This is a genomic window from Spirochaetota bacterium (assembly GCA_004297825.1).
In the GTDB taxonomy this organism is placed as follows: Bacteria; Spirochaetota; UBA4802; order UBA4802; family UBA5368; genus FW300-bin19.
Map to the genome: position 1 here is coordinate 22,757 of SCSX01000048.1, position 6,358 is coordinate 29,114.

The 6,358-nt window shown below is 61.2% G+C and carries 5 protein-coding genes; 2 read left to right on the forward strand and 3 right to left on the reverse strand.

Annotated features, from left to right (window positions below; genetic code table 11):
- Both EPN93_10035 and EPN93_10040 read right to left on the reverse strand, forming a co-directional pair.
- Window positions 1-1,065: an RNA polymerase sigma factor RpoD/SigA gene (locus EPN93_10035; GenBank protein ID TAL35601.1), complete on the reverse strand. Its 1,065-nt coding sequence runs from the start codon at window positions 1,063-1,065 to the stop codon at window positions 1-3.
- Between the two features lie 93 nt (window positions 1,066-1,158).
- Window positions 1,159-1,950: a hypothetical protein gene (locus EPN93_10040; protein ID TAL35602.1), complete on the reverse strand. Its 792-nt coding sequence runs from the start codon at window positions 1,948-1,950 to the stop codon at window positions 1,159-1,161.
- Window positions 1,951-2,195: 245 nt separating this feature from the next.
- Here EPN93_10040 and EPN93_10045 point away from each other — a divergent pair, with 245 nt between their 5' ends.
- Window positions 2,196-3,005: a carbon monoxide dehydrogenase gene (locus EPN93_10045; protein TAL35603.1), complete on the forward strand. Its 810-nt coding sequence runs from the start codon at window positions 2,196-2,198 to the stop codon at window positions 3,003-3,005.
- Between the two features lie 139 nt (window positions 3,006-3,144).
- A complete protein-coding gene (locus EPN93_10050) occupies window positions 3,145-5,127 on the forward strand; it encodes a hypothetical protein (protein ID TAL35604.1) in 1,983 nt (660 codons plus the stop codon).
- A gap of 19 nt (window positions 5,128-5,146) precedes the next feature.
- Here EPN93_10050 and EPN93_10055 read toward each other — a convergent pair whose 3' ends face one another.
- Window positions 5,147-5,980, reverse strand: a complete 834-nt coding sequence (locus tag EPN93_10055; protein ID TAL35605.1) for an SDR family NAD(P)-dependent oxidoreductase — start codon at window positions 5,978-5,980, stop codon at window positions 5,147-5,149.
- Window positions 5,981-6,358 lie beyond the last annotated feature (378 nt).

Genomic DNA, 6,358 nt, shown 5'->3' on the forward strand with positions numbered 1-6,358 from the left:
TTATTCCTGGATGAAGCTCTTGAGTTTCTGGCTCCGGGAGGGGTGCCTCAGGCGCCGGATCGCCTTTTTCTCGATCTGGCGGATGCGCTCTTTCGAAAGGTGGAACTTCTCGCCGATCTGCTGCAGCGACATGGGCTTGTATCCGTCCATGCCGAAGCGCATCTTGAGGATTTCCCGCTCGGAGGCGGTGAGGGTATTCAGAACCTGGTTGAGCGCGTCTTTGAGCGAGTCGTCCAGAACCTTCTGATCCGGTGACTCTACCCGGGCGTCTTCCACCATGCTGAGGATCGTGGTGTCGTCGGAATCCCCGTAAGTCGCATCGAGCGAAATATAGTCCTGCGAGATGCTTCTCAAATAGTTGATCTCTTCGCCGTCCATATCGAGCTCTTCGGCGATCTCTCCGGGGGTGGGCTCCCTCCCGAGCTTGTGTTCGAGCTTTTTGTGCATCTTCTCGATCTTCTGCATGTCGGTGGTGCGGTTCAGGGGCAGCCTGATAAGCGATGTCTTTTGCGAGATGGCGAGTATGATCGCCTGGCGGATCCACCAGACCGCGTAGGAGATGAAGTGGAAGCCGCGCTCGGGGTCGAACTTGTCGGCGGCCTTGATGAGGCCCATGTTCCCCTCGTTGATGAGATCGAGGAGGGAGATGCCGCTCGTCTGGTACTTCTTGGCGATGGACACGACGAAGCGCAGGTTGGCCTTTATGAGCTTTTCCTTGGCTTTCTCGTCGCCGGTCCTTGCCGCGACGGCGTAAGCCTTCTCCTCCTCCCTCGTAAGCAGGGATATCTTGTTTATCTGCTCGAGGTACCACGAAATGGAGGAGTCGGAAAAGGTGTCGTGGGCGGCCTTTTTCCGCTTGCGTGAGCCCGCCCCCTTGCGTGCGGGGGCCTCGTCCTCGGCCTCCGACTCGGCCTCGAACTCGTCTTCCTGGAGCGACTCGTCCAATTCGGGATCGACGGCTTCTTCGTCGGAAAATTCCTCGTGATCCTGGTCAAAACCGTCAACCGTTTCGCTCACGAGCTCCCGACGGCGCCTGGTAGTCGGTTTTTTGCCTGTTTTTGTCATTAGTTCACCGCCCCGCGACCTGAAACGTCCCAGAGGCGCAAGAATAAGGATATGAGGGAATAATGTCAATACAAACACGCGGCTTTTTTTGTATCAGCGGACCCAGTCGCTTTCTATTTCCTTGAGCAGGCTTTCCAGGTTCGCCGTGTGCAGGGGCTTGTTGAGGGTCTCCACGACCTCTCCCTCCTCGTAGAGGGCGCGTACCTGCGCCTTATTGGTTATCATGGCGCCCGATGACCGGTTCTCGGCCTTCACGGGCACGCCCTTTTTAAGGAAAAACCTGAGGTGCGCGGCGGTTTCGAAGGCGTACGTTTCCCTGTTGAGCGCCTGTTCACGGTACTCGATTTCGACGGGGACCTCGTCGGCGTAGACGATCGTGAAGTCCTTGCGGAATACGCCGCCGTCGGTGGCTATTTTTTCCAAAATGTTGTTGTTGTACGCGTAACTGGTCACGACAAGGGGGGATTTGTGCCGCGATATCGCGTACGAGCTCTTATACGAGGTTTCGCAGCGGATGAGCTCACCCGTATACCCGTAGAAGAAGGATTCGACCCAGGCGTCATCGATCCCCTTATCGTCATGGGGGACCAGGGCCCGGTGTGTCTGGAATACGAGCTTTCCGAAGAAATCGTAGACGAATCTGCGCGCCGCCGCGGGCTGCGTATCCTGGCCCGCGTATTTCGATATCGATATAACGCGCCCGGCCTGATCGTACTCGAACACGATCCGGCTTTTCACCGTATCCTTCTCGAAGACGGTAATATCGGTCACCATGCCCTTATCGCCGTAATTCTTTACGATGCGCGTGGAACTGCAGGCGATGAGCGGGGAGAGCAGGAGTACGACCGCGAGCTGCATGAGCGCTTTATGGTGATAGGTCGTCATCAGGGTAATCGGCCGCTCCTCGCGGTGCGTGTGGGATAAAAACTCATTTTACTCATGAGAAAGACAGGGGAAAAATGATTTGTCAATGACATTTTCCGCGCGGCCGGCGGGGTCCCCGTATTTTCGCTTTCCCGGCTCATTTCGACTCCGCTCAATGAGCGGGGAGGGCTTGTTCCCTGAGCGGGGAGGGCTGTTCCCTGAGCGGAGTCGAAGGGAACGGCCGGGCTTTTCTGGTTGTATATTTCATGGGGGGGTTCCACCATGCCCGAAGGAGAATATCGGTGAAAATCGCGGTGACGGGAAAAGGGGGCGTGGGAAAATCGACGATCGCGGCGGCGATCGCGCTCATGCTTGCGGAGCGGGGCGAGCGCGTGCTCGCCGTGGACGCCGATCCCGACGCCAATCTCGCGAGCGCCCTGGGGATACCCGCGGCGGAACAGGCGGGTATCGTGACCATCGCGCGGCACCGCGCCCTCATCGAGGAGCGCACCGGCGCGTCTCCCGGGTACGGGCAGATGTTCAAGCTCAATCCCGAGGTGTCCGATATCGCCGATACCTACGCATACCGGCACCGGGGCGTCGCGCTCCTGGTGCTGGGCGCCGTCGAGCGTGGTGGCTCGGGGTGCGCCTGCGCGGAGAGCACGCTCCTCCGGGCGCTCATCCAGGACCTTGTCCTCCGGCGCGGCGAAAGCCTCATCCTCGACATGGAGGCCGGCATAGAGCACCTGGGCCGGTCCACCGCCTCGGGCGTCGATGCGCTGGTCGTCGTGGCGGAGCCGGGGCTGCGCGCGGTCGAATCGCTCAATCGCATCGTACGGATGGCGGGCGATATCGGCATAAAAAGGGTGCACGCCGTGTTCAACAAGGTGCGCGCGGAGGCCGACACCGCTTTTTTGCGGAACGCGCTCCCCGGGATGGAGCCCGCAAGCGTCATCCCCTTCTCGGAACTGCTCCTTGCCGCGGACAGGGAGGGAGCGCCCGTCACCGGGGCGTTCGACGCGGTCCTCCGGGAGGCGTTTCGTGCCCTGATCGAGCGTATCGGACACCCCGCCTGATTCCCGCCTCTACATTTTGTACTTGAACAATAGACAATTCAGATTCAGTGTTCACCGGATGCGTTTCCGGAAACGCAATTTTTTTGCGTGCGCGATGGTGTCGGGTTACTTCATGAGAATGCTGCCGTTCATATGTGCAATGCTGTTGACCGTCTCCTGTTCCGGGACCTCTCCGCGGGGGAGCGACAGCGGCGTCGTTGCGGTTTCGTCTCACGGGATCACCTCTCTCGAGGGGACATGGAGGGTCCGCGCGGCCGATTCGCCGGCGTTCGCGTCCCCGGGGTTCGATGACGCGGGCTGGGACCGGGTTGCCGTTCCGGGCAACCTCATGGACCTCTATCCCGCGCATACCGGCGTCGCGTGGTACCGGACCTCGCTCCGGTTCGGGGAAGCGGCCATGCAGCCCTATGCCCTGGTCCTGGGAAGGATCTCCGACGCCGACGAGACCTGGTTCAACGGGGTGCGTATTGGCTCAACGGGAAGCGTTGAGGACCGCACCCGGCACGGCTTCGACCGCACCAGGGTATACTATGTTCCCGCGCGGCTCATAAGGCCCGGGGAAGCCAACGTGCTCGCGGTGCGGGTACGGGGCTATCTGACCGATTCCGCGGGTCTCATCTGGGGTTCATACGGGATCGGCCCCTTCGCCGCGATCCAGCGGCATGTCTTCTCCGGGCTCGCCGCGGACGTCCTGTTTATCGGAATCTACGGTTTCATCGCCGCCTTCTTTCTCATCTTCTCGATGATGCCCACGCGGCTCGCCGGGGCGCAGCGCTCGTTCGCCTTCGTGGCACTCTTCCTTGCCGCCTACATTTTCTGCGCGGGGCAGATAAAGTACCTGTTCACGGAGCATTTTTTCACCTTTCACCTCGTGCAATACCTCGTGGGGATCGCGGGCACGATACTGCTCCTCCCGCTCATTCGTACCATTTATGGAAGGAAGGTGGGAACCGTCGACCGGATTGTCATGGCGGCGGCGGGCCTGGCGGGCGCGTCCCTGATCCTGATCCCGGAAATCCGGGACTGGACCGTGCCCCGGCTTGCGTGGCACGCCGTCATCCTCTACTGCGCGGCGACGGGGCTTGCGCACATCGTCGTTTCACTCGGCCGCCGCGAGTGGGACAGGGCGTACGTGGACGCGGGCTTCGCGGTCATCTTCGCGGCCGCGGCCCTGGAGGTGCTGCGCGCGAACAGCGTGGTGGTCGATTTCAACTACCTGCGCTTCGGGCTCGCTGGGCTCATGGTGTCCATCGCCTTTTTCCTCGCCGACCAACTGGGCATGATTCGGCAGATCGAGGCGCGCGCCATTGTCGAGCTCGAGGCCAAGGTCGCGGAGCGCACCGCCGAGCTTCGCGCGAGGAGCGAAACCATCGATCGCCAGCTCGAGATCGCGCGTCTCATCCAGTCAAGGCTCATGCCGGGCGAGCCCCCCGCGGTGCCGGGTTTCTCCGCGTACGCGGTCTGCATCCCCATGGACAGGGTGGGCGGCGACTTCTTCGATTACCACGACGGGGACGGCAAAATCCACGGCATCGTCGCGGACGTGTCGGGCCACGGCGTTCCCGGGGCCTTCCTCGCCCTGATCACCAAAATGGCGTTCCAGTCCTTCGTGTCCACGGAGCCGACCAACAGGGGGCTCATGGAAGTGCTCAACCGGTATATCTGCCAGGCGACCGTGCAATCTAATTTCGTGACCGTGTGCATGTACAGCATCGACAAGGAGACGCTCGAAATCCGGTACGTGAGCGCGGGCCACGTGTCGCCGCTTCTCTATCGCAGGGCGACCGGAGAATGTGAGGAGCTCGATGCGCGGGGGAGGGCGCTCGGCTGGCAGGAAAGCGTGCACGCTGAAGAGAAATCGACCCGGCTCGCGGCGGGGGACCGCCTGCTCTTCTACACGGACGGCGTGACCGAGTGCCGGGACGGCGGCGGCGGATTTTTCGGGGCCGACAGGCTCCGCGCATTCGTGCGCGGCTGCGCGCATCTCCCGGCCCAGGAGTGCGCGCTCTCTCTCATGCGTACCCTTCGCGACTTCACGGGAAGAGAAGAATTCGAGGACGATGTCACGTTCGTGGTGGTGGACATTTTATCGAGCGCCGACGGGCCCGGCGGCGGGCCGTGAAAATTCCCGGAGCGCCCGTTCATTTTCGAATCTCGCACAACGCGATTGCCTGTTCCCACACCTCGCGGGAAAACACCGGATCGGCGGCAAGGGGCTTGAGCGCGCGCCGGGCGAACCTCTCGAAGTAGGCGCCGGTGACCCCCGCGTAGCGCTGGTCGGTCGCGAGCGCCACGGGCGCCGCCGCCCCTTTCTCGGGGCTCAGCCAGAGCCTCTTGAACGCCCCCAGTATCGCCCCCCTGATCCCGCCGATATCCGCGCCCAGTCCCGTTTTCACGACTCCCGGGTGGACCGCGTTGATCGTCACCCCCTTGTCCCTCCAGCGCTCCGCAAAGGCCATCGTCGCGACCAGGTTGAGAAGCTTTGTGGTCGCGTAGGTCTTCATGAGGCTGAAGTTCTCCCCCGACGCCGAACGCCCGCAGTCCTTCCTTCCGAGCACGTACAGCCCCGCGGACACCTGGACGACCCGGCACCGGTTCTTTATGAACAAATCCTCCAGCAGACGGTTCAGCAGGAACGGGCCCAGGTGGTTCGTGGCGAAGGATTGCTCGAGACCGTCCTCATTGATCACTTTTTCGACCGGCCACATTCCCGCGTTATGGACGAAGGCGCAGAAATCGGGGCTCTCCGCGCGTATCCGTGCGGCCGCCGCCCGCGCGGACTTCATAGATCCCAGATCTCCCTCGATAAAGCGAATCCCCGCGAGCCCCTTCCCGTCCATGCGCCGGATGAAATCCATCGAGGAATTCCGGTCCCTGCACACGATGACAACCTCGTATTCCTGCCGGCGAAGGCTCTCCGCTATCGCCGCACCGATCCCCCGGTTGCCGCCGGTGATGAGAATCCGCCTGTTCATTGATCATCCCCCCTGGCGTAGTAATTATTTCTGGAATAGTATCCTGATATTGTACAGGGGAGAAGCATTTTTCGGGGGCCGGAGCGATTTATCGGAAGGCGCGGAAAAATGCCCGATCAATGAACCGGGGCAATGGGCGACGGGGTGTGAATTAATTTTCGGGAGAAATGAGTTTTATGTGCGGCGGTGTATTTTCCGCTTCGGCGTGTCGCCGGGGTCTCCCCAGTACAATTCCCAGCAAATGACGCCATTTTCGATCCTCTGGCCGATGGCATAGTGAGCAAATTTTGCATAGTTATGCCTGCTTTTCTTATCTTGCAACATTTCTTCCAGATATCGGTCCGTTGCCATCGCCACCAGGTAGGAGACGGAAAACCT

Coding starts and splice junctions, on each gene's coding strand:
- EPN93_10035 (TAL35601.1), bottom strand. CDS start 1,065: ATGACAAAAACAGGCAAAAAACCGACTACCAGGCGCCGTCGGGAGCTC.
- EPN93_10040 (TAL35602.1), bottom strand. CDS start 1,950: ATGACGACCTATCACCATAAAGCGCTCATGCAGCTCGCGGTCGTACTC.
- EPN93_10045 (TAL35603.1), top strand. CDS start 2,196: ATGGGGGGGTTCCACCATGCCCGAAGGAGAATATCGGTGAAAATCGCG.
- EPN93_10050 (TAL35604.1), top strand. CDS start 3,145: ATGCTGTTGACCGTCTCCTGTTCCGGGACCTCTCCGCGGGGGAGCGAC.
- EPN93_10055 (TAL35605.1), bottom strand. CDS start 5,980: ATGAACAGGCGGATTCTCATCACCGGCGGCAACCGGGGGATCGGTGCG.